This is a genomic window from Pseudomonas sp. TE3899 (genome assembly GCF_056279105.1).
In genome coordinates this window covers 4,963,892-4,986,447 of record NZ_JBWBQR010000001.1, presented here as the reverse complement: position 1 = coordinate 4,986,447, position 22,556 = coordinate 4,963,892, and the positions used below count along the sequence as shown (strand labels likewise).

Sequence of the window (22,556 nt, the reverse complement as noted above, 5' to 3'; positions counted from 1 at the left end):
TTCCCAATCATGCCGTGCGGCGCAGTATCAGCAGATGGCGTTGGCCTTGGCAACCAGGTACGGCCAGGGCGTGTTCGCTATCGAGGTGGAAGTCTGCCGGCAATGCTACCAGCTCATCGGCGGGATGAACGCCCTTCATTGCCAGCCAACGTGTATCGCGGTCGCCGAGGTGGCGCGTCCAGTTGCTGAAGTTTTCCATGCTGCTGAACGCCCGGGAGATGATCCCGTTGAACGGCTGTTCTGGCTGGAAACTTTCAACGCGACTGTGGATAACTTGCAGGTTATCCAGTTTGAGTTCGAGTTTGACCTGGGTCAGGAAGCGGGTTTTCTTGCCATTGCTGTCCAGGCAGGTCACTTGAGACTCTGGAAACAGGATGGCCAACGGAATGCCCGGCATGCCGCCGCCGCTGCCAACGTCCAGCCAGCGGCCGTTTTCCACAAACGACATGATGCTCAGACTGTCGAGCAAATGACGGGACACCATTTCGTCCGGATCACGCACGGCAGTCAGGTTGTAGGCCTTGTTCCACTTTATCAACAGGGCCAGATAACCCAGCAGCAACGCGTGCTGGATTTCTGTCAGCGTGACACCGAGCTGGCGAGCACCTGTGGATAACTCTTCTGCATGTTGCGAGGTGACCAACGAACTCAAGCGCTTTGCTCCAACTGACGGCCCGCGCCGCGTTTTTTCAAATGAATCATCAACAGCGAAATCGCTGCCGGGGTCACGCCCGGGATACGCGACGCCTGGCCCAACGTCTCTGGACGGGTCGCACCGAGCTTGCTCTGGATCTCTTTGGAGAGACCGGAGATGTTCGTGTAATCGATATCCACAGGCAACTTGGTATTTTCGCTGGCCCGCAGACGAACGATTTCATCCTGTTGGCGATCGATGTAGCCAGCGTACTTGGTCTTGATTTCGACCTGTTCCGCGACCTGTGGATCTTCTGCACCACCGCCCGTCACGGCGATCAGACCAGCGTAGTCGATTTCCGGACGGCTCAAGAGATTGAGCAAGTTGTATTCGTGGGTCAGCGGCGTGCCGAACTTCTCGGAAATCGCATCGCCCTGCTCGGTGCCCGGGCGAACCCAGGTACTTTTCAGGCGCTGCTCTTCCAGATCGATGCTTTCGCGTTTCTTGCAGAACGCTGCCCAACGGGCATCATCGACCAAACCGAGTTCGCGACCTTTTTCGGTCAGACGCAGGTCGGCGTTGTCTTCGCGCAAGATCAGGCGGTATTCGGCCCGGGACGTAAACATCCGGTACGGTTCCTGGGTACCCAGGGTAATCAGGTCATCGACCAACACCCCGATGTACGCCTCGTCGCGACGCGGACACCAGGCGTCTTTGCCCTGTGCACGAAGCGCGGCGTTGGCTCCGGCCAGCAAGCCTTGGGCGCCGGCCTCTTCGTAACCGGTGGTGCCGTTGATTTGTCCGGCGAAGAACAGACCGCCAATCACTTTGGTTTCCAGGCTGTACTTCAGGTCACGCGGGTCGAAGTAGTCGTATTCGATGGCATAGCCCGGGCGAACGATGTGCGCGTTTTCCATGCCGCGGATCGATTGCACGATCTGCAATTGCACGTCGAATGGCAGGGAAGTGGAAATCCCGTTCGGGTACAGCTCGTGGGTGGTCAAGCCTTCCGGTTCGATGAAGACCTGATGGCTTTCCTTGTCGGCAAAGCGGTGGATCTTGTCTTCGATCGAGGGGCAATAACGCGGACCGATGCCTTCGATCTGCCCGGCATCGGAATACATCGGCGAACGGTCGAGGTTCGCGGCGATGATTTCGTGGGTCCGGGCGTTGGTGTGGGTAATCCAGCAGCTGACCTGTTTCGGGTGCTGCTCTTTGGAGCCCATGAACGACATCACCGGGATCGGCGTATCGCCTGCTTGCTCGGTCATCACCGAGAAATCCACGGAACGGCCGTCGATACGCGGCGGCGTACCGGTTTTCAAGCGACCAACACGCAGCGGCAACTCACGCAAGCGGCGAGCCAGGGCAATCGATGGTGGATCACCGGCGCGACCGCCGGAATAATTCTGCATGCCAATGTGGATAAGTCCACCGAGGAAGGTGCCAGTGGTCAACACCACAGAATCGGCGAAGAAACGCAGACCCATTTGGGTGACAACACCGCGCACCGTTTCCTGTTCGACGATCAGGTCATCAGCGGCTTGTTGAAATATCCACAGGTTGGGCTGGTTTTCCAGGGCTTCGCGGACAGCGGCCTTGTACAAAACCCGGTCGGCTTGAGCGCGAGTCGCTCGCACGGCCGGGCCTTTTCGGCTGTTCAACACGCGAAACTGAATACCCCCCTTATCGGTGGCCATGGCCATCGCGCCGCCGAGGGCGTCGATTTCCTTGACCAGGTGGCTTTTGCCGATCCCGCCAATGGCAGGGTTGCAACTCATGGCACCGAGGGTTTCCACGTTATGCGTCAGCAACAGGGTTTTTGCCCCCATACGTGCTGACGCCAGTGCTGCCTCGGTACCGGCATGACCGCCGCCGATGACGATCACTTCAAAACGGGAAGGGAAATCCACCACGCACCTCGTGCCTGCTTCAGTTAGGTAATCCGGAATAGGTTGGTCTCAGGTTTTTGGACCTGGTCGGCAAGTATAGGGACTTCGCCCTTCCTAAAGAACCCTTTGCACAAAATTTAACCAGCTGTGGAGAAGTCGGGGTTATAGAAATTAAAAAGAGAGAAATTTATTAAATCTTTGTTTTTATGTTTATTTCTACTGAGCACCATTTCTGTGGATAGATCTCTACAGGCCTTTATATTCAATATGTACAGAGATTCAAAACCCTGTGGTCATGTGCCAAGGAGGCCCTTGGATAACCGGTGTAAGCCTGTGGATGAAAGGGGTGGTTATCCACAGAGGGGTTTATCTTCAGTTTTCAGGCCCTGTTATCAACTGCCCTTAGTGGCAGTTATTCACAGGGCTTAATTCACAGAAAAGCGTCGAAAGGACGATTTCCGGGCAGGAGAAATCCGCTCAAGCAGAAAGAATCTGCTCGGCACTGGGGGAAGTTTTCAGAAAAGGAGGGAACAGACAGGCACGAATGGCCTGTCTGTGAACAACGAAGGGGCTATTTACCGATGCAGAAGCTGGAAAAGATCCGCCCCAGCAGGTCATCGGAGCTGAAAGCGCCGGTGATTTCACCTAAAGAGTGTTGCGCTTGACGCAGATCTTCAGCCAATAGCTCGCCGGCACCTGCCAACGTCAGCTGCGCACGGCCGTGCTCGAGGGAGGCACTGGCATGGCGCAGCGCCTCCAGGTGACGCCGGCGTGCGCTGAAGCTGCTTTCCGAGGTCTGCTCGTAGCCCATGCAGGTCTTGAGGTGTTCACGCAGCAGCTCAAGGCCCTCGCCCGCAGACTTGGCACTCAAGCTGATGGTGACATGGCCATCGTCGCTGACTTCCAGGGCAATCGCTTCGCCCGTCAGGTCAGCCTTGTTACGGATCAGCGTGACTTTGGCCGGGTCTGGCCGGGTTTCGAGGAATTCTGGCCACAGGGCAAACGGATCCAGGGCTTCCGGCGCGGTGGCATCCACCACCAGCAACACCCGATCCGCTTCGCCGATGGCTTTCAACGCTCGCTCAACGCCGATTTTTTCCACCTGGTCATCGGTATCGCGCAGGCCTGCAGTGTCGACCACGTGCAACGGCATGCCGTCGATGTGGATATGTTCGCGAAGAATGTCCCGGGTGGTGCCGGCAATCTCGGTAACAATCGCCGCTTCACGACCGGCCAAGGCATTGAGCAGGCTGGATTTGCCGGCGTTCGGCCGTCCTGCGATAACGACGTTCATGCCGTCCCGCAGCAAGGCACCCTGCCCGGCTTCGCGCAGCACTGTGGATAATTCATCGCGGACCTTGTCGAGCATGCTCAGCACATGGCCATCGGCGAGGAAGTCGATTTCTTCTTCCGGGAAGTCGATGGCGGCTTCAACGTAGATGCGCAAACCGATCAATTGCTCGGTGAGGTTATGCACACGCTGGGAAAACGCACCTTGCAAGGAACGCAGGGCATTACGCGCAGCCTGTGCAGAACTGGCCTCGATCAAATCGGCAATCGCCTCGGCCTGGGCCAGGTCGAGTTTGTCGTTGAGGAAGGCGCGTTCGCTGAATTCACCCGGTCGGGCCAGGCGACAACCCAATTCCAGGCAGCGCTTGAGCAGCATATCCAGGACGATCGGACCGCCGTGGCCCTGGAGTTCCAGCACATCTTCGCCGGTGAACGAGTTTGGACCGGGGAAATACAAGGCGATGCCTTCGTCCAGTACCTCTTCGGTTTCACTCAGGAACGGGCCGTAATGGGCGTAACGCGGTTTCAGTTCGCGACCGCTGATGGCTTTGGCCGCCACACTCGCCAGCGGCCCGGAAATACGGACGATGCCCACCCCGCCGCGACCTTGAGCGGTGGCGACGGCGGCGATGGTTTCACGAGGAACGCTCATAAACCGGTATCCAGACAAAAGTGACAGATAGCAAAACGCCCCACTAGGGGGCGTTTTGAGTGGTTATCCACAGAGTAAGTTACGCAGCGGCTTTTTTGGTAGCCGCTTCGATCTTACGCGTGATGTACCACTGTTGGCTGATGGACAGGCAGTTGTTGACCACCCAGTACAGCACCAGACCCGCCGGGAACCACAGGAAGAAGAAGGTGAAGATGATTGGCATCAGCTTCATCACCTTGGCCTGCATCGGATCCGGAGGCGTTGGGTTCAACCGCTGCTGGATAAACATGGTTGCACCCATGATGATCGGCAGAATGAAGAACGGGTCCTTGATCGACAGGTCAGTAATCCACAGCATGAACGGCGCTTGGCGCATTTCCACGCTTTCCAGCAGAACCCAGTACAGCGAAAGGAAAACCGGCATCTGCACCAGGATCGGCAAGCAGCCGCCCAGCGGATTGATTTTCTCTTTCTTGTACAGCTCCATCATGGCTTGGGACATTTTCTGCCGGTCGTCGCCATGCTGCTCTTTCAGCAATGCCAGTTTCGGTGCCACTGCACGCATGCGCGCCATGGATTTGTAGCTGGCAGCCGACAGAGGGAAGAAAAGCCCCTTGATCAGCATGGTCAGGAAGATGATCGACCAGCCCCAGTTACCGACAATGGCGTGGATGTGTTGCAGCAACCAGAAGATTGGCTGGGCAATGAACCACAGAATGCCGTAGTCGACGGTCAGTTCCAGACCTGGGGACAACTCTTTCAGAACAGCCTGGCTTTTCGGGCCGGCGTACAGAACAGCGCTGATTTCACCTTTGGCACCTGGCGCAACGGTCACTGCCGGAGCGGTGTAACCGATGATGTAGTTGCCTTTGCTGTCTTTACGGGTCTGGACGACATTGTTTTCGCCCTTGGCCGGAATCCAGGCGGTCACAAAGTAGTGTTGCAACCAGGCAACCCAACCACCGTTCACGGTTTCTTTCAGCTGAGCCTTGTCCATGTCCTTCATCGACACTTTCTTGTACGGCTCGTTACTTGTCCACAGGGCGGCGCCCAGGTAAGTCGCGGTACCGGTGGCCGTGCTGGAAGAAGGATCGGAACTGGCATCACGCTTCAGTTGCGCGAACATCGCGCCGGACCAAGGCTTGGCGCTTTCGTTGTCGATCAGGTAGGAAACGGTTACGTCATACAGGCCACGTTTCACGGTGAAACGCTTGATGTAGTTGACGCCGTCCTTGCTGAACTTCAGGTCCACGACCAATTGGTCCTGACCGTCAGCCAACTGATAAATCTTCTTCTCCGAAGCGTAAACCGGACGACCGGTTGGACTTGCGTCCGGACCGTCGGCGCCGATCAAACCGCTCTGGGCCAGATAAGTCCGCTCGTTGCCGTTATCAAACAACTGGAATGGAATTTCCGGATGGTCCTGGCGACGTGGATACAGCGGCAGCGTCAGCTGGGCAACATCACCACCTTGTGGATCGATGGCCAGGTTGAGCACATCCGTTTTGATCTGGATGAGGTCTTTACTGACAGCTACCGGAGTTTCGGCAGGTGCAGTGCTGGTATCGCTTGCGGCGCGGGGAATGTCGTCACTGACAGAAGCATTATTGCCAGTCGCCGTGTCCGGTAGGCCCGGTGCGGTAGTACTGGAAGCAACATTCTGAGTCGGCAGGGCAGCCTGGCCATAGTCCTGGTTCCATTTAAGAACCATAACGTAGGACACGATTGCCAGGGCGACGATCAGGATCGTGCGTTTGATATCCATGATTACTCGGCCATCGAAGAAGAACGGGAGGTAGGGATAGGCGGAACCGGGTCATAACCACCGGGATTCCACGGATGACAGCGACCTAAACGACGAAAGGCCAGCCAGCCACCGCGCAGAAGGCCATGATTTTCTATGGCTTCGTACGCGTAGCAGGAACAACTGGGGTAGAAACGACAGTGACTGGCCATCAGGGGACTAATGGCATAGCGATAAAACTGGATCGGAACGAGTGCCAGTTTACGCATCAGGACTGTCTACCCCTACAGTTTCGGTTTTAACTGCTGGTACTGGCGTGCTGCGTGCCAGACGCTTCCAGAGTTTGCCGAAATGCTGAATCAATTCGGGGTTTTCTACGTCCCCCAAACCTTTGCGCGCGACGATAACAATGTCCCAACCGACCAGTGAATCCTGGTTCAGGCGAAACGATTCGCGCATCAGACGTTTGAGGCGATTGCGCTCGACGGAGAGCTTTACGCTCTTTTTCCCGATAACCAGCCCGAGACGGGGGTGATCAAGATCGTTGTTGCGCGCAAGGAGCAGGAGATTTTTCCCCGGAACCTTGCCGGTAGGGGAGTCAAAGACTGCTTTGAAATGCCGGGGCGTAAGCAAACGCTTGTCCCGACTGAAGTCCTGACTCACCTCCAGTGCCGGATTATCAAACTGCCAGACGCGCACGACCTTTGGCGCGACGACGCGACAGGACGGCACGACCGTTTTTGGTAGCCATGCGAGCACGGAAACCGTGGGTACGAGCGCGTTTGATAGTGCTTGGTTGGAAAGTACGTTTCATTGTCGTGTTACCTGGTTCGTCCACAACGGGCCGGAATGGCCCCCGTTTTAAGAGACCGGGGATTCTAGAGAAAGCAAGCCTCTAGGTCAATTTCCAACCAGCGTTTCCTTATAAATAGATCTCCAGGGGTTTCTCGCCCGACGCTCCTTCGCTAGATATAGAAATAAAGAAGGGAATTATTTAAAGCTTTTCTGTAAAGCTTATAAAAGCTAGGGACGCCATCTGCTGTGGATAACTGCCTTTAGCCCTTCTAATCCGTGATGTACAGGGAATGACAACTACGGTGGAAAACGGTGGTCAGCCTGTGCTGCGCTGTCGGATAAGCTGTGTGTGGAATGGCCAGTTATCCACAGGCCAGTTATCCACCGAGTTTACCCCCCACTTGTCCAGTGCCCTCATGGGCGGTTATCCACAGAGCTTATGCACATACCGCTGGTCGCCTTTTAAGTAGTTAACGCGTTGATAATTCATGGGCTGTGCGCAACCTGCATGTGGATAAGTGCGCGTCTGGCCGCTACAATGGCCGCTTGTTTTTGCCTCACCGGCTTTCAACTTAGGGGATATCCGTGTCAGTGGAACTTTGGCAGCAGTGCGTGGAGCTTTTGCGCGATGAGCTGCCTGCCCAACAATTCAACACTTGGATCCGTCCACTACAGGTCGAAGCCGAAGGCGATGAGTTGCGTGTCTACGCACCGAATCGTTTTGTTCTCGACTGGGTCAACGAAAAGTACCTGGGCCGCGTCCTCGAACTGATGGATGAGCATGGCAATGGCATGGCGCCGGTGCTTTCCTTATTAATAGGCAGCAAACGCAGTTCGGCCCCGCGTGCGGCACCCAACGCCCCGCTGGCCGCTGCGGCGTCCCAGGCGCAAGTCTCCCAGGCACCGGTCAGCGCACCCGCGCCTGCCCCGGCCGCCACACAGACCAAACGCGCAACCCAAAAGATTGCCGACGTCAGTGAAGAGCCATCCCGCGACAGTTTCGATCCAATGGCCGGCGCCAGTTCGCAACAGGCCCCGGTTCGCGCCGAACAACGCACCGTCCAGGTGGAAGGCGCGCTCAAGCACACCAGCTACCTGAACCGAACGTTCACGTTCGAGAACTTCGTCGAAGGTAAGTCCAACCAACTGGCCCGGGCTGCGGCCTGGCAAGTGGCGGACAACCCGAAGCATGGTTACAACCCGCTCTTCCTTTATGGTGGCGTCGGCTTGGGTAAGACCCACTTGATGCACGCTGTGGGTAACCACCTATTAAAGAAGAACCCGAATGCCAAGGTCGTGTACTTGCATTCCGAGCGTTTCGTGGCCGACATGGTCAAGGCGCTGCAACTGAACGCGATCAACGAGTTCAAGCGCTTCTACCGTTCGGTGGACGCCCTGCTGATCGATGACATTCAGTTCTTCGCTCGCAAGGAACGTTCCCAGGAAGAGTTTTTCCACACCTTCAACGCCCTGCTTGAAGGTGGCCAGCAGGTCATTCTCACCAGTGACCGCTACCCGAAAGAAATCGAAGGCCTCGAAGAGCGCCTCAAGTCCCGCTTCGGCTGGGGCCTGACGGTGGCTGTCGAGCCGCCGGAGCTGGAAACCCGCGTGGCGATCCTGATGAAAAAGGCCGACCAGGCCAAAGTCGATCTGCCCCACGATGCGGCGTTCTTCATTGCCCAACGTATTCGCTCCAACGTCCGTGAGCTCGAAGGCGCGCTGAAGCGCGTGATCGCCCACTCGCACTTCATGGGCCGCGACATCACCATCGAGCTGATTCGCGAATCCTTGAAAGATCTGTTGGCGCTGCAAGACAAACTGGTCTCTGTGGATAACATTCAGCGCACCGTCGCCGAGTACTACAAGATCAAGATCTCCGACTTGCTGTCCAAGCGTCGTTCACGCTCGGTCGCACGTCCGCGTCAGGTTGCAATGGCCCTCTCCAAAGAGTTGACTAACCACAGCCTGCCGGAAATCGGCGATGTGTTTGGCGGCCGCGACCACACGACCGTTTTGCACGCCTGCCGCAAGATCAACGAACTTAAGGAATCCGACGCGGACATCCGCGAGGACTACAAGAACCTGCTGCGTACACTGACCACTTGATGAACACCAGCGCAGCTTATTAAGGCAAGGGACTAGACCATGCATTTTACCATTCAACGCGAAGCCCTGTTGAAACCCCTGCAACTGGTCGCAGGCGTCGTCGAGCGCCGACAGACCTTGCCGGTGCTCTCCAACGTGCTGCTGGTTGTCGAAGGCCAGCAGCTGTCGCTGACCGGTACAGACCTGGAAGTCGAGCTGGTCGGTCGTGTGCAACTCGAAGAGCCGGCTGATCCAGGTTCCATCACCGTGCCTGCGCGCAAGTTGATGGACATCTGCAAGAGCCTGCCGAACGACGCGCTGATCGACATCAAGGTCGATGAGCAGAAGCTCGTGGTGAAGGCTGGCCGTAGCCGCTTCACCCTGTCGACCTTGCCGGCCAACGATTTCCCGACGGTGGAAGAAGGCCCGGGTTCGCTGACTTGCAGCCTGGAGCAAAGCAAACTGCGTCGTCTGATCGAACGCACCAGCTTCGCCATGGCCCAGCAGGACGTGCGTTACTACCTCAACGGCATGCTGCTGGAAGTGTCCGAAGGCATCATCCGCGCCGTGGCCACCGACGGTCACCGTCTGGCCATGTGCTCGATGAAGGCCGACATCGGTCAGCCGGATCGTCACCAGGTGATCGTGCCGCGCAAGGGTATCCTTGAACTGGCGCGCCTGCTGACCGAGCCGGATGGCCTCGTCAGCATCGTCCTCGGTCAGCACCACATCCGTGCGACTACCGGCGAATTCACCTTCACCTCGAAACTGGTCGACGGCAAATTCCCGGATTACGAGCGCGTTCTGCCGAAGGGCGGCGACAAACTGGTACTCGGCGACCGCCAGGCCCTGCGTGAAGCCTTCAGCCGCACCGCGATCCTGTCCAACGAGAAGTACCGCGGTATTCGTCTGCAATTGGCCAACGGTCAGTTGAAGATCCAGGCCAACAACCCGGAGCAGGAAGAAGCGGAAGAAGAAGTCGGCGTTGAATACAACGGCGGCAATCTGGAAATCGGCTTCAACGTGAGCTACCTGCTCGACGTGCTGGGCGTGATGACCACCGAGCAGGTTCGCCTGATCCTGTCCGACTCCAACAGCAGTGCGCTGGTGCAAGAGTCCGACAACGACGACTCGGCTTACGTTGTCATGCCGATGCGTCTGTAATCATGCTCAGCAGAAGCTAGATGTCCTTAAGTCGCGTCTCGGTCACCGCGGTGCGCAATCTGCACCCGGTGACCTTCTCCCCCTCTCCCCGAATCAACATTCTTTACGGCGCCAACGGCAGCGGCAAAACCAGTGTTCTGGAAGCCATTCATCTGCTGGGGCTTGCCCGTTCGTTTCGTAGCAGCCGTCTTTTGCCCGTCATTCAGTACGAGCAATTGGCGTGCACGGTGTTTGGGCAGGTGGAATTGTCCGAGGGCGGGCACAGCGCCTTGGGGATTTCCCGGGACCGACAAGGCGAGTTCCAGATCCGCATCGATGGGCAGAACGCCCGTAGCGCGGCGCAGTTGGCGGAGATCCTGCCATTGCAACTGATCAACCCCGACAGCTTCCGGCTGTTGGAGGGCGCGCCGAAGATTCGCCGGCAGTTTCTCGACTGGGGTGTGTTCCACGTGGAACCGCGATTCATGTCCACCTGGCAGCGCTTGCAGAAGGCCCTGCGCCAGAGAAACTCTTGGCTGCGGCATGGTACACTTGACGCCGTTTCGCAAGCGGTTTGGGACAGGGAACTGTGCCAGGCCAGTGCAGAAATTGATGAATACCGCCGCGCTTATATCAAAGCCTTGAAACCAGTCTTTGAACAGACCTTGAGCGAACTGGTTGAGCTCGAAGGTTTGACGCTCAGCTATTACCGCGGATGGGACAAGGACCGCGAGTTGAGTGCAGTGCTCGCCGGGTCCCTGCAGCGGGATCAGCAAATGGGTCATACCCAAGCCGGACCACAACGCGCTGATTTGCGTCTTAGATTGGGCGCACATAACGCCGCGGATATTTTGTCCCGGGGTCAGCAGAAGTTAGTGGTCTGTGCATTGCGGATTGCCCAGGGGCACTTGGTTAGCCAGGCCCGACGCGGCCAGTGTATTTATCTGGTGGATGACCTGCCGTCCGAACTGGACGAGCAACACCGCCGTGCGCTTTGCCGCTTGCTGGAAGACTTACGCTGCCAGGTGTTTATCACCTGTGTAGATCACGAATTATTGAGGGAAGGCTGGCAGACGGAAACGCCAGTCGCTCTGTTCCACGTGGAACAGGGCCGTATCACCCAGACCCACGACCATCGGGAGTGAAGGCATTGAGCGAAGAAAATACGAATACCTACGACTCAACGAGCATTAAAGTGCTGAAAGGCCTGGATGCCGTACGCAAACGTCCCGGTATGTACATTGGTGACACCGACGATGGTAGCGGTCTGCACCACATGGTCTTCGAGGTAGTCGACAACTCCATCGATGAAGCGCTCGCTGGCCACTGCGACGATATCAGCATCATTATCCACCCGGATGAGTCCATCACCGTGCGCGACAACGGTCGTGGCATCCCGGTAGACGTGCATAAAGAAGAAGGCGTTTCCGCAGCCGAGGTCATCATGACCGTGCTGCACGCCGGCGGTAAGTTCGACGACAACTCCTATAAAGTTTCCGGCGGCCTGCACGGTGTGGGCGTATCGGTAGTGAACGCCCTGTCCGAAGAGCTTGTTCTCACGGTGCGCCGCAGCGGCAAGATCTGGGAGCAGACCTACATCCACGGTGTTCCGAAAGAGCCGATGAAAATCGTTGGCGAGAGCGAAACCACCGGTACCCAGATTCACTTCAAGCCGTCCGACCTGACCTTCAAGAACATCCATTTCAGCTGGGACATCCTGGCCAAGCGGATTCGTGAACTGTCCTTCCTCAACTCCGGTGTCGGCATCGTCCTCAAGGACGAGCGCAGCGGCAAGGAAGAGTTGTTCAAGTACGAAGGCGGCCTGCGTGCGTTCGTTGAATACCTGAACACCAACAAGACTCCGGTCAACCAGGTGTTCCACTTCAACATCCAGCGTGAAGACGGCATCGGCGTTGAAATCGCCCTGCAGTGGAACGACAGCTTCAACGAGAACCTGTTGTGCTTCACCAACAACATTCCACAGCGCGACGGCGGTACTCACCTGGTGGGTTTCCGTTCCGCACTGACGCGTAACCTGAACACCTACATCGAAGCGGAAGGCCTGGCGAAGAAACACAAAGTTGCCACCACTGGTGACGATGCCCGTGAAGGCCTGACCGCGATCATTTCGGTGAAGGTTCCGGATCCGAAGTTCAGCTCCCAGACCAAAGACAAGCTGGTTTCTTCCGAAGTGAAGACCGCGGTCGAACAGGAAATGGGCAAGTACTTCTCCGACTTCCTGCTGGAAAACCCGAACGAAGCCAAGCTGGTCGTCGGCAAGATGATCGACGCGGCCCGTGCCCGTGAAGCGGCGCGTAAAGCCCGTGAGATGACCCGTCGTAAAGGCGCGCTGGATATCGCCGGCCTGCCGGGCAAACTGGCTGACTGCCAGGAAAAAGACCCTGCCCTGTCCGAACTGTACCTCGTGGAAGGTGACTCTGCTGGCGGCTCCGCCAAGCAGGGTCGCAACCGTCGCACCCAGGCCATCCTGCCGTTGAAAGGCAAGATCCTGAACGTCGAGAAAGCGCGCTTCGACAAGATGATCTCTTCGCAAGAAGTGGGCACCTTGATCACTGCGCTGGGTTGCGGCATTGGCCGTGACGAATACAACATCGCCAAACTGCGTTACCACAACATCATCATCATGACCGATGCTGACGTCGACGGTTCGCACATCCGTACCCTGCTGCTGACCTTCTTCTTCCGTCAGTTGCCGGAGCTGATCGAGCGCGGTTACATCTACATCGCCCAGCCGCCGCTGTACAAGGTCAAGAAAGGCAAGCAAGAGCAATACATCAAAGACGACGACGCCATGGAAGAGTACATGACGCAGTCGGCCCTGGAAGACGCGAGCCTGCACCTGAACGAGGACGCTCCGGGTATCTCCGGACCAGCCCTTGAGCGCCTGGTGAATGACTTCCGTCTGGTCATGAAGACCCTCAAGCGCCTGTCGCGCCTGTACCCACAGGAACTGACCGAGCACTTCATTTACCTGCCTGCTGTCACCCTGGAGCAACTGTCCGATCACGCAGTGATGCAAGACTGGATGGCCAAGTTCGAAGTTCGCCTGCGTACCGTCGAGAAGTCCGGCCTGGTCTACAAAGCCAGCCTGCGTGAAGACCGTGAACGTAACGTCTGGCTGCCAGAGGTCGAACTGATCTCCCACGGCCTGTCGAACTACATCACTTTCAACCGCGACTTCTTCGGCAGCAACGATTACAAAACTGTCGTTTCCCTGGGAGCTCAACTGAGCACCTTGCTCGACGACGGCGCGTACATCCAGCGCGGCGAGCGCAAGAAACCGGTCACCGAATTCAAGGAAGCCCTTGAATGGCTGATGGCTGAAAGCACCAAGCGTCACACCATCCAGCGATACAAAGGTCTGGGCGAGATGAACCCGGATCAGCTGTGGGAAACCACCATGGACCCAGCTCAGCGCCGGATGCTCAAAGTGACCATCGAAGACGCCATTGGCGCGGACCAGATCTTCAACACCCTGATGGGTGATGCGGTCGAACCCCGTCGTGACTTCATCGAAAGCAACGCCTTGGCGGTTTCCAACCTGGACTTCTGATCCAGCGGCAGCGCCAAAACGAAAAAGGCCAACGCACATGCGTTGGCCTTTTTTATGGTTTCGGGAAAATCAAAAGTTCACGGCCTTCGGCAGCACCTACAGATATTGCATTTCAAATGTAGGAGCCGCCGAAGGCTGCGATCTTTTGATCTCATTCGTTTGTGGGGCCCCACACTCTCCAACCGATACCCATACCCATAAATCGTCAGCAACTGCCAACCCCGATCCGCCGTCAGCCCCAATTTATTGCGCAGGCGATAAATGTGCGTGTCCAGCGGCCGTGAAGACACCATCTCTTCATGACTCCAGAACCGCCCATACAGATACTCCCGGGACAATGGCCGGCCGAGATTGGTAAACAAGCAACGGGCCAGGCTGTATTCCCGCTCGGTCATGCCGATTGGCGTGCCGGCGCGGGTGACGGTCAGGTCGGCGTCGTCGAATACCAGGTCATTGAAACTCAAGGCTTCGGTGGCCGTCGCCCGTTGCTGGCTATGTCTGCGCAACACGGCAGCGACCCGGGCTTTCAATTCGTTGGGGCGGAACGGTTTGCTGACGTAGTCGTCGGCCCCGGCATTCAGAGCCTGGACGATGTCGCTCTCGGCGTCGCGGCTGGTGAGCATGATGGCGGCTGGCGGCGCGTCCATGTGTTCGCGGGTCCAGCGCAGCAGCGAGAGTCCGCTGAGGTCCGGCAGTTGCCAGTCGAGGATCAACAGGTCGAAGGTTTCCCGGCGTAGCTGGCGCAACAGGTCTTCCCCGCGCTCGAAGCTGTGCAATGACCAGGGCTGTTCGCCCGGTTCGGCCATTTGCCGCAGGGTCTGTTCCACCCGGCGTAATTCGGCGGGTTCATCGTCCAGTATCGCGACGCGCATGTGCGGCAGTTCCTTGATGGCGGGTGGGCGGTAGACGATACCGGCTCGGCCTGGGGAGTGAAAGTAAGCGGCGCCCCATTGGTCGTCGTCCGCTATGATTCTCCAGGTTCAATCTACCAATCAGACCAGTGACTCATGAACCTAATTCCCCGGCCCCTCCCCTATCCTTTTTTTCCATGACGAATCAGCGTCGCCGCGAGAGTCGCGAGCCCACTCAAGTTCAGCGTTTGTTCCGGCAATTGGTCCGTGAATGGTTGTGGATAAGTCTGACCCTGCTGCCGTTGACGGCGCTGCTTTCCTACAGCGCCCAATCGGATGGACCCGAAGGTTCGGGCGCGATGGGAGCGTTGATCTCGGTTAGCCTGGTGGCCTGTGTACTCGGCTTAATGTTGCTGCGCCCGCGCCTGGCGCTTTGGTTGACCTTGGGCGGCATGAGTTGCGCGCTACTGATCAGCGCCGGTCTGGCCGAGTTGCGTTGGTGGTGGTCCCCGACAGCGAGCCTGATGGGCATGTTGTTCGGTTACCTGATCTGGAACTGGCGGCGACTGAGCGTGGTGCTGACCTATTTCGGCTGGGAGCTGGCCCGTCTGGACAACGAACCGAAAGTGTTCCCGGAGCGCCGCCGCGTGCAGTTTCCTACGGGGGATCATTTGCAGCGGCAAATCATGGCCCTGGAACAAGCCATGAGTCGCACCCGCGACACCCGACGCTTTATCGCCGATGGCCTGGAGTATTTGCCGGTCGCGACGTTGATCAGCGATCCCCAAGGCCGGATTTTGCTCGGCAACCGCAACGCTCGAGACGTGTTTGGCGCTGAGCTGGCCGGTGATGACGTGCTCGAGCAATTGGCGCGCCTGGGTTACCCGGAACTGCTCGATGGATCGCGCCCGCCCTTGTCGACTTTGGCCCTGGTCGAGTTCAGGGATATCAAGGGTCGTAGCCTGCGCCTGGAGCGTGCGGCACTGCTGCCAGTGGACGGTGAGACGCCGATCGGTTGGCTGCTGAGCCTGACCGACCTGAGTGTCGAACGCGATGCCGAGGAACAACGTGGCGTGCTGCTGCGTTTTTTGTCCCATGACCTGCGCGCGCCGCATTCGGCGATCCTGGCCCTGCTCGATGTGCATCGCCAGCAAATCGGCGGCGATACGCAGCTGTTCGATCAGATCGAGCGCCAGGTGCGCAGGGCGTTGGACCTCACGGACGGTTTCGTGCAATTAGCCAGAGCCGAGTCCGAGACCTATGAATTCCAGCCCAGTCTGTTCGCCATGCTGGTGCTGGATGTGTTCGACCAGGCCCTGAGCATCGCGCAGCTGAAACAGATCGAGTTGGTCCATTACCTGGAGGACGATGCCCAGGAAAGCCTGATCATGGCCGATCAGGGGCTGCTGACCCGTGCGTTGTTCAACCTGTTGGAGAACGCCATCAAGTACAGCGATGCCGGCACGCGCATCAGTCTGCAAGTCAGTTGCAGTGCAGGATGGCTGAAGTGTGAACTGGCCGATCAAGGCAAAGGCATCGCCGCCCATGAGTTGCCTGAGCTGTTCAATCAGTACCGACGCTTTTCTTCGGCTCAAGGTATTGATGGCGTGGGATTAGGGTTGTCGATGGTTAAAGCCGTGGTGGATCACCACGGTGGGCAGATCGAGTGCCAGAGTGAGGTGGGCAAAGGCACCCGTTTCAGCCTGCATTTTCCCCTGCTGGATCAGTAAATCGCGGGCATAAAAAACCGGCTATATCAGCCGGTTTTTTTACGTCCGAAAAAAACTTATGCACCTTTTCCGGAATTTTATGAGCTTAAGAAATATGTATATAAATCATAGCTATACAGACTAAATCCGCTGTTTTTCAACAAAACGGTACACAGGTTATCCACAGAATCTCAGACAGCCACTTGATCCGTCGCGGCGGGGGCCTGAGGGGCCGGTGGCAGCGAACCCATATCGCGTTGCATCTGTTCGTTCCAGGCCTGGACTCGATCGTTCAGCGCAGCAATGGCTCGCGGCCCGCTGCCCTCGGCGTACATCGGTTCGCCGATGATCACAGTGATCACGCCTTGCTTCTTTGCCCAACCGGTTTTCGGCCAAAACTTGCCGGCATTGTGTGCAATCGGCAGCACCGGAAGTGCGGCGTTGACCGCCAAAGCGCTACCGCCCCGTGAGAACTTTCCGACAGTGCCGTAGGGAACACGAGTGCCCTCAGGGAAGATCAGCACCCAGACGCCGTCCTTCAGCAACTCATCGCCCTTTTTCGCCACATGCTTGAGCGCGGCTTTCGGGTTATCGCGGTCGATGGCGATCGGTCGCAGCATCGCCATCGCCCAACCGAAGAACGGCACAAAGAGCAGGGAACGCTTGAGGACCTGGCTCAACGGCTCGAAATAAGCCGAGAGAAAGAACGTCTCCCAAGTGCTCTGATGATTCGATTGAATCACGCAAGGTTGGTCCGGCACGTTCTCGGCACCCTTCACTTCATAGCGGATGCCCAGGAACACTTTGCTCAACCACAGCGCGCAGCGGCACCAGTACACATTGATAAAGCGATAACGCGCCTTGAACGGCAGAAATGGCGCGATAAAAAAGCTCAGGCTGCACCAGAGCAACGAGCTGGTGCCCAGCAGCAGGTAAAAGAGGAAGGTTCTGATGGCCTGCAATATCGACATGGTGACGTTTACCGTGCGGGCTCTGCCCGTCTATATAAAGCGCAATCCCGATCAATCCTTGGTCAGGAATCTCGAAACGCTCTAATTGTGGATAAGTTCTGCGGCAATCGCCGCCAGATCGTCAAAAATCAAGGTGCCTGCCGGTAGGGCCTTGCCCAAAGTCTTTTCGCCTTTCCCGGTCTTTACCAAAACTGGCTGAGAATCGACGGCTTTTGCGGCTTCCAGGTCACCAAGGGTATCGCCGACAAACCATAGATCAGTCAGCGACACGTTGTAATGCGCGGCGATGGTTTTCAACATCCCGGGTTTTGGCTTGCGGCAATCGCAGCCGTCGTCCGGCCCGTGGGGGCAATAGACGATCAGCCCGACCTCACCACCCTGCTCCGCCACCAGTGAGCGCAAGCGCTCGTGCATGGCGTCCAGGGTGGCGATGTCGTAATAGCCGCGAGCGATGCCCGACTGGTTGGTAGCGACCGCCACCGTCCAGCCGGCCTTGCTCAACTGCGCGATGGCTGCGATCGAACCGGGGAGCGGAATCCACTCCTCCACCGACTTGATGTAAGCGTCGGAGTCGTAATTGATCACCCCGTCCCGATCGAGAATCAGCAGTTTCAAACTGTCTTACCCCAGCAGCGAAATGTCGGCAACGCCGAGGAACAGCCCACGCAGACGCGACAGCAAGGCATAACGGTTGGCGCGCACCTTGGCATCCTCCGCATTGACCATCACCGCTTCGAAGAACGCATCCACCGGCTCGCGCAAGGCAGCCAGGCGCGCCAGCGATTCGCTGTACTGACGCGCAGCGGCCATCGGCTGGACAGCCTGGTCAGCCTGCTGGATCGCCGAGTACAGGGAGAACTCGTTGGCGTTGTCGAAGTACTTGGCTTCCACTACCGACGGAATCGAGCCTTCGGCTTTGCTCAGCAGGTTCGAAACGCGCTTGTTCACCGCAGCCAGGGCGGCGGCTTCCGGCAATTTGCGGAACGCTTCTACCGCTTGAACACGCTGATCGAAGTCCAGTGCGGAACCCGGTTTCAGCGCACGCACCGACAGGTAAGTGCCGACATCCACGCCTTCGTCTTCGTAACGGGCACGCAGACGGTCGAAGATAAACTCCAGCACCAAATCGTTCAGGCCGGCAGCCTTGATCTTGGCGCCGAACGCGTTCACGGCAAAAGCCACGGCGTCGTTCAGGTCGAGGTCGAGCTTCTTGTCGATCAGGATGCGCAACACGCCCAGTGCCGCACGGCGCAGGGCATACGGGTCTTTGCTACCGGTAGGCAGCATGCCGATGCCGAAGATGCCGACCAGGGTGTCGAGTTTGTCGGCGATGGCCACGGCCGCACCGGTCAGGGTGGTCGGCAGTTCAGCGCCGGCACCGCGAGGCATGTACTGCTCGTTCAGGGCCAGAGCGACTTCTTCCGGCTCGCCGTCGTTGAGGGCGTAGTAGTAACCGGCGACGCCTTGCATCTCCGGGAACTCACCGACCATCTCGGTCGCCAGGTCGCACTTGGACAGCAGGCCGGCACGGGAGGCCCAGGCTGCGTTGCCGCCAATGCGCTGCGCGATGTACGCGGCCAGTTTGGAAACGCGCTCGGCCTTGTCATAGACGCTGCCGAGTTTTTCCTGGAACACCACGTTTTGCAGGCGCAGGTTGAAGTCTTCGAGTTTCTGCTTCTTGTCTTGCTTGAAGAAGAACTCGGCGTCGGTCAGGCGTGGGCGAACCACTTTCTCGTTACCGGCGATGATCTGCTGCGGGTCTTTGCTTTCGATGTTGGCCACGGTAATGAAACGTGGCAGCAACTTGCCGTCGGCATCCAGCAGGCAGAAGTACTTCTGGTTGTCCTGCATGGTGGTGATCAGGGCTTCTTGCGGCACATCGAGGAAACGCTCCTCGAACGAGCACACCAGCGGCACCGGCCATTCAACCAGCGCGGTCACTTCATCGAGCAAGGCTGGAGGAACGATGGCGGTGCCTTCCTGCATGGTCGCCAGTTCTTCGGTGCGCTTGCTGATGATGGCGCGACGCTCGTTGGCATCGGCCAATACGTAGGCTGCACGCAGGTCGGCCAGGTAGTTGGCCGGCGCCGTGATGCGCACGCTTTGTGGGTGATGGAAGCGGTGGCCACGGGAATCGCGGCCAGCCTTCTGGGCGAGGATCGTGCAGTCGATGACCTGGTCACCGAGCAGCATCACCAGCCACTGGGTCGGACGCACGAATTCTTCCTTGCGAGCGCCCCAGCGCATGCGCTTCGGGATCGGCAGGTCGTTCAGGGAGTCTTCGACGATGGTCGGCAGCAGGCTCGCGGTCGGTTTGCCGGCGATGCTCTGGCTGTAACGCAGTTTCGGACCGCTCTGATCGATTTCGCTCAGGTCGACGCCGCACTTCTTGGCAAAGCCCAGTGCTGCTTGGGTCGGGTTGCCATCGGCATCGAAGGCAGCCTGACGCGGCGGGCCGTCGAGGTTGATGCTGCGATCCGGTTGCTGGGTCGCCAGTGCGGTGATCAGCACGGCCAGGCGACGCGGCGCGGCGTACACGGTTTTGGCTTCGTAGTTCAAGCCAGCGGCTTGCAGGCCTTTGTCGATACCGGCCAGGAACGCATCGGCCAGGGTGTTCAGGGCTTTGGGTGGCAGTTCTTCGGTGCCCAATTCAACCAGGAAATCCAGAGCACTCATTGTGCAGCCTCCAGCTTAGCCAACACTTCATCACGCAGGTCCGGGGTTGCCATCGGGAAGCCCAGCTTGGCGCGAGCCAGCAGGTAGGCTTGCGCAACGGAACGCGCCAGGGTGCGTACACGCAGGATGTATTGCTGACGCGCAGTCACCGAGATTGCCCGGCGCGCATCCAGCAGGTTGAAGGTATGGGACGCCTTCAACACCATTTCGTAGCTCGGCAACGGCAGCGGCTGGTCGAGTTCGATCAGGCGCTTGGCTTCGCTTTCGTAGAAATCGAACAGCTCGAACAGCTTCTCGACGTTGGCGTGTTCAAAGTTGTAGGTCGATTGCTCGACTTCGTTCTGGTGGAACACGTCGCCGTAGGTGACTTTGCCCATCGGGCCGTCAGCCCAGACCAGGTCGTAAACCGAGTCCACGCCTTGCAGGTACATGGCCAGACGCTCAAGACCGTAAGTGATCTCGCCGGTCACCGGGTAGCATTCGATGCCGCCCGCTTGCTGGAAGTACGTGAACTGCGTCACTTCCATGCCGTTGAGCCAGACTTCCCAGCCAAGACCCCAGGCGCCCAGGGTTGGCGACTCCCAGTTGTCTTCGACGAAGCGAATGTCGTGGACCAACGGGTCCAGGCCAACGTGCTTGAGGGAGCCCAGGTACAGTTCCTGGAAGTTGTCCGGGTTCGGCTTCAGGACTACCTGGAACTGGTAGTAGTGCTGCAGACGGTTCGGGTTTTCGCCGTAGCGGCCGTCAGTCGGGCGACGACTGGGCTGCACATAAGCGGCGTTCCAGGTTTCCGGGCCGATGGCGCGCAGAAACGTGGCTGTGTGGAAAGTGCCGGCGCCTACTTCCATATCGTAGGGCTGAAGTACCACGCAACCTTGCTCGGCCCAGTATTGCTGGAGGGCGAGGATCAAGTCTTGGAAGGTACGCACGGCTGGCGTAGGCTGGCTCACGTAATTCACCTGTTTCTTGGGCTGCGATTTAAAGAGCGGGAGTATACCCGATTCGTTGCTGCGCACGCCCCCTGGAGCCTTATGCCACGCTGCTTTTGGTGTTCCGAAGATCCGCTGTACATGGCTTATCACGATCAGGAGTGGGGCACGCCGCTACGCGATGCGCAGGGATTGTTCGAGTTGCTTTTGCTCGAAGGGTTCCAGGCCGGCCTTTCATGGATCACCGTGTTGCGCAAACGTGAGCGTTATCGCGAGGTGTTGTTCGGCTTCGACGTACAACGCGTGGCGCAGATGAGCGACGCGGAAATCGATGAATTGATGCTCGATCCCGGCATCATCCGCAACCGCCTCAAACTCAACGCGGCCCGGCGCAACGCCCAGGCCTGGCTGGCGCTGGAGGACCCGGTGGCGTTTCTCTGGTCCTTCGTGGGTGGCAAACCGCTGATTAATCATTTCAAGGATCGCAGCCAGGTGCCGGCCGTGACGCCGGTCGCCGTGGAGATGAGCAAAGGCCTGAAAAAGGCTGGCTTTACGTTCGTTGGCCCGACCATTTGTTACGCGCTGATGCAGGCCTCGGGCATGGTCATGGACCATACCCAGGATTGCGATCGCTACGCGACGCTGGCGAACGGCGGTTAGAATGGCCGCCTCGCACACAGCACAAGATCAGGAGTGACCTGTGGATAAGTTTAAAGGCGCCTTGCTGGTAGGCGCTCTGCGGCTGTTTGCCCTGCTTCCGTGGCGGGCCGTGCAAGCCGTCGGTTCGGCCATTGGCTGGATGATGTGGAAAACCCCCAACCGTTCCCGCGACGTGGTGCGGATCAACCTGGCCAAGTGCTTCCCGGACATGGACCCGGCCGAACGCGAGCGTCTGGTGGGCCAGAGTCTGAGAGACATCGGCAAGTCCCTGACCGAAAGCGCCTGCGCCTGGATCTGGCCGGCCCAGCGCTCCATCGACCTGGTGCGTGAAGTCGAAGGCCTCGACGTATTAAAAGACGCACTCGCTTCCGGCAAAGGTGTGGTGGGCATCACCAGCCACCTCGGCAACTGGGAAGTGTTGAACCACTTCTATTGCAACCAGTGCAAACCGATCATTTTCTATCGTCCGCCGAAATTGAAAGCCGTGGACGATTTGCTGCGCAAGCAGCGGGTGCAATTGGGCAACCGCGTGGCCGCTTCCACCAAGGAAGGCATCCTCAGCGTGATCAAGGAAGTGCGCAAAGGTGGTGCAGTGGGCATCCCCGCTGACCCGGAGCCGGCCGAATCCGCCGGGATCTTCGTGCCGTTCTTCGCCACCCAGGCGCTGACCAGTAAATTCGTACCGAACATGCTCGCCGGCGGCAAAGCGGTCGGCGTGTTCCTGCATGCCCTGCGCCTTCCGGACGGTTCGGGGTACAAAGTGATCCTCGAAGCCGCACCAGACGCCATGTACAGCACCGATACCGAGACGTCCTGCGCAGCGATGAGCCAGGTGGTCGAGCGCTACGTGCGGGCGTATCCGAGCCAGTACATGTGGAGCATGAAGCGCTTCAAGAAGCGTCCACCGGGTGAAGAACGCTGGTACTGACATAAATGGCACGATCTGTGGAT

At 58.2% G+C, this 22,556-nt stretch carries 18 protein-coding genes and 1 pseudogene; 7 read left to right on the top strand and 12 right to left on the bottom strand.

The features are described from left to right. Window positions 1-7: 7 nt before the first annotated feature. The 7 genes from rsmG to rpmH all read right to left on the bottom strand — a co-directional run bounded on the left by rsmG (window position 8) and on the right by rpmH (window position 7,026). Window positions 8-652 (bottom strand): 16S rRNA (guanine(527)-N(7))-methyltransferase RsmG, encoded by a 645-nt coding sequence (gene rsmG, locus ACZ89E_RS22640; RefSeq protein WP_476256485.1) that lies wholly within the window; start codon window positions 650-652, stop codon window positions 8-10. After that, window positions 649-2,547 carry a tRNA uridine-5-carboxymethylaminomethyl(34) synthesis enzyme MnmG gene (gene mnmG, locus ACZ89E_RS22635; RefSeq protein ID WP_476256484.1) on the bottom strand — a complete coding sequence of 633 codons (1,899 nt, stop codon included), beginning with the start codon at window positions 2,545-2,547 and terminating at the stop codon, window positions 649-651. Before mnmG ends, rsmG begins: the two co-directional genes overlap by 4 nt. A 550-nt stretch (window positions 2,548-3,097) precedes the next feature. Then, entirely contained in the window at window positions 3,098-4,468 is a 1,371-nt protein-coding gene (gene mnmE / locus ACZ89E_RS22630) for a tRNA uridine-5-carboxymethylaminomethyl(34) synthesis GTPase MnmE (RefSeq protein ID WP_149659339.1), read from the bottom strand. Between the two features lie 79 nt (window positions 4,469-4,547). After that, entirely contained in the window at window positions 4,548-6,233 is a 1,686-nt protein-coding gene (yidC, locus tag ACZ89E_RS22625; RefSeq protein ID WP_149659338.1) for a membrane protein insertase YidC, read from the bottom strand. Window positions 6,234-6,235: 2 nt separating this feature from the next. Then, entirely contained in the window at window positions 6,236-6,481 is a 246-nt protein-coding gene (gene yidD, locus ACZ89E_RS22620) for a membrane protein insertion efficiency factor YidD (RefSeq protein ID WP_080761984.1), read from the bottom strand. Beyond that, window positions 6,474-6,875: a ribonuclease P protein component gene (gene rnpA, locus ACZ89E_RS22615; protein ID WP_218585769.1), complete on the bottom strand. Its 402-nt coding sequence runs from the start codon at window positions 6,873-6,875 to the stop codon at window positions 6,474-6,476. The genes yidD and rnpA overlap by 8 nt, the downstream gene beginning before the upstream one ends. A 16-nt stretch (window positions 6,876-6,891) precedes the next feature. Further along, the gene (gene rpmH, locus ACZ89E_RS22610; RefSeq protein ID WP_003213577.1) at window positions 6,892-7,026 is read right to left on the bottom strand and encodes a 50S ribosomal protein L34; all 135 of its coding nucleotides are present in this window, start codon (window positions 7,024-7,026) and stop codon (window positions 6,892-6,894) included. Window positions 7,027-7,592: 566 nt separating this feature from the next. Here rpmH and dnaA point away from each other — a divergent pair. Genes dnaA through gyrB form a run of 4 tightly spaced genes read left to right on the top strand, consistent with a single transcriptional unit; the run spans window position 7,593 to window position 13,809 of the window. Beyond that, on the top strand, window positions 7,593-9,113 hold the full coding sequence (dnaA, locus tag ACZ89E_RS22605) for a chromosomal replication initiator protein DnaA (RefSeq protein WP_149659336.1): 1,521 nt from the start codon (window positions 7,593-7,595) through the stop codon (window positions 9,111-9,113). A gap of 39 nt (window positions 9,114-9,152) precedes the next feature. Then, entirely contained in the window at window positions 9,153-10,256 is a 1,104-nt protein-coding gene (gene dnaN, locus ACZ89E_RS22600) for a DNA polymerase III subunit beta (protein ID WP_054048133.1), read from the top strand. A 20-nt stretch (window positions 10,257-10,276) separates the two neighbouring features. After that, a complete protein-coding gene (gene recF / locus ACZ89E_RS22595; RefSeq protein ID WP_149659335.1) occupies window positions 10,277-11,380 on the top strand; it encodes a DNA replication/repair protein RecF in 1,104 nt (367 codons plus the stop codon). A 5-nt stretch (window positions 11,381-11,385) separates the two neighbouring features. Further along, window positions 11,386-13,809, top strand: coding sequence for a DNA topoisomerase (ATP-hydrolyzing) subunit B (gene gyrB / locus ACZ89E_RS22590; RefSeq protein ID WP_149659334.1), 2,424 nt, complete (start codon window positions 11,386-11,388; stop codon window positions 13,807-13,809). A 170-nt stretch (window positions 13,810-13,979) separates the two neighbouring features. Here the strand turns inward: gyrB and ACZ89E_RS22585 are convergent. Further along, window positions 13,980-14,681, bottom strand: a pseudogene (locus tag ACZ89E_RS22585) (response regulator transcription factor); the annotation flags it as partial. Between the two features lie 176 nt (window positions 14,682-14,857). Here ACZ89E_RS22585 and ACZ89E_RS22580 point away from each other — a divergent pair. Beyond that, window positions 14,858-16,390, top strand: a complete 1,533-nt coding sequence (locus ACZ89E_RS22580; RefSeq protein ID WP_149659332.1) for a sensor histidine kinase — start codon at window positions 14,858-14,860, stop codon at window positions 16,388-16,390. A gap of 170 nt (window positions 16,391-16,560) precedes the next feature. On the opposite strand, the gene ACZ89E_RS22575 is transcribed toward ACZ89E_RS22580, so the two are convergent. The 4 genes from ACZ89E_RS22575 to glyQ all read right to left on the bottom strand — a co-directional run bounded on the left by ACZ89E_RS22575 (window position 16,561) and on the right by glyQ (window position 20,966). Continuing rightward, on the bottom strand, window positions 16,561-17,340 hold the full coding sequence (locus ACZ89E_RS22575) for a lysophospholipid acyltransferase family protein (RefSeq protein WP_476256483.1): 780 nt from the start codon (window positions 17,338-17,340) through the stop codon (window positions 16,561-16,563). Window positions 17,341-17,421: 81 nt separating this feature from the next. After that, the gene (gmhB, locus tag ACZ89E_RS22570; RefSeq protein ID WP_149659330.1) at window positions 17,422-17,955 is read right to left on the bottom strand and encodes a D-glycero-beta-D-manno-heptose 1,7-bisphosphate 7-phosphatase; all 534 of its coding nucleotides are present in this window, start codon (window positions 17,953-17,955) and stop codon (window positions 17,422-17,424) included. 6 nt (window positions 17,956-17,961) lie between these two features. Further along, window positions 17,962-20,016 (bottom strand): glycine--tRNA ligase subunit beta, encoded by a 2,055-nt coding sequence (glyS, locus tag ACZ89E_RS22565; RefSeq protein WP_476256482.1) that lies wholly within the window; start codon window positions 20,014-20,016, stop codon window positions 17,962-17,964. Then, window positions 20,013-20,966, bottom strand: a complete 954-nt coding sequence (gene glyQ / locus ACZ89E_RS22560; RefSeq protein WP_008155694.1) for a glycine--tRNA ligase subunit alpha — start codon at window positions 20,964-20,966, stop codon at window positions 20,013-20,015. The genes glyS and glyQ overlap by 4 nt, the downstream gene beginning before the upstream one ends. 81 nt (window positions 20,967-21,047) lie before the next feature. Here glyQ and tag point away from each other — a divergent pair, with 81 nt between their 5' ends. Further along, complete coding sequence (gene tag, locus ACZ89E_RS22555; RefSeq protein ID WP_476256481.1) at window positions 21,048-21,605, top strand: DNA-3-methyladenine glycosylase I; 558 nt, start codon at window positions 21,048-21,050, stop codon at window positions 21,603-21,605. Between the two features lie 40 nt (window positions 21,606-21,645). Continuing rightward, window positions 21,646-22,533 carry a lysophospholipid acyltransferase gene (locus tag ACZ89E_RS22550; RefSeq protein ID WP_149659327.1) on the top strand — a complete coding sequence of 296 codons (888 nt, stop codon included), beginning with the start codon at window positions 21,646-21,648 and terminating at the stop codon, window positions 22,531-22,533. The last annotated feature ends 23 nt before the right edge of the window (window positions 22,534-22,556 follow it).